The sequence below is a fragment of the Undibacterium sp. TC4M20W genome (genome assembly GCF_049340245.1).
Lineage (GTDB): Bacteria > Pseudomonadota > Gammaproteobacteria > Burkholderiales > Burkholderiaceae_D > Undibacterium.
Genome location: NZ_JBMPPI010000081.1, coordinates 1 through 333 on the forward strand (window position 1 = coordinate 1; position 333 = coordinate 333).

General features: G+C 55.9%; 1 protein-coding gene. It reads right to left on the reverse strand.

Annotated features, from left to right (window positions below; all coding sequences use genetic code 11):
* On the reverse strand, positions 1-333 hold a 333-nt coding region (locus ACO0LL_RS30365; protein ID WP_422954542.1), incomplete at both ends, for an energy transducer TonB.

Genomic DNA, 333 nt, shown 5'->3' on the forward strand with positions numbered 1-333 from the left:
TTTTGCAGGAACCTGACATCAACTGGGATTTCACCGCATTGTCGAGACCGCGGAATCCACTGGATTTGTCGATCTTGACGTCGGCCACTGTACCATCTGCACCAATCAATACGGACAACAGGACGGTGCCGGTTTCTTCATTGCGCAGGGAGGCACGTGGATATTCCGGTTTGCAACCACCGACGTTGAAGTCGATTACGCCTGGGATGGTGACCGGGCCTGTGGCCTTGGCTTCTGTCGGTGCCGCTACCACTGGCGGGGCCTTGTTCAAGGTCGGGTTATCTGGCTTGACATTGGAGACCGCAGTAATCGCTGGCGTTTGTTGTGGCTGTG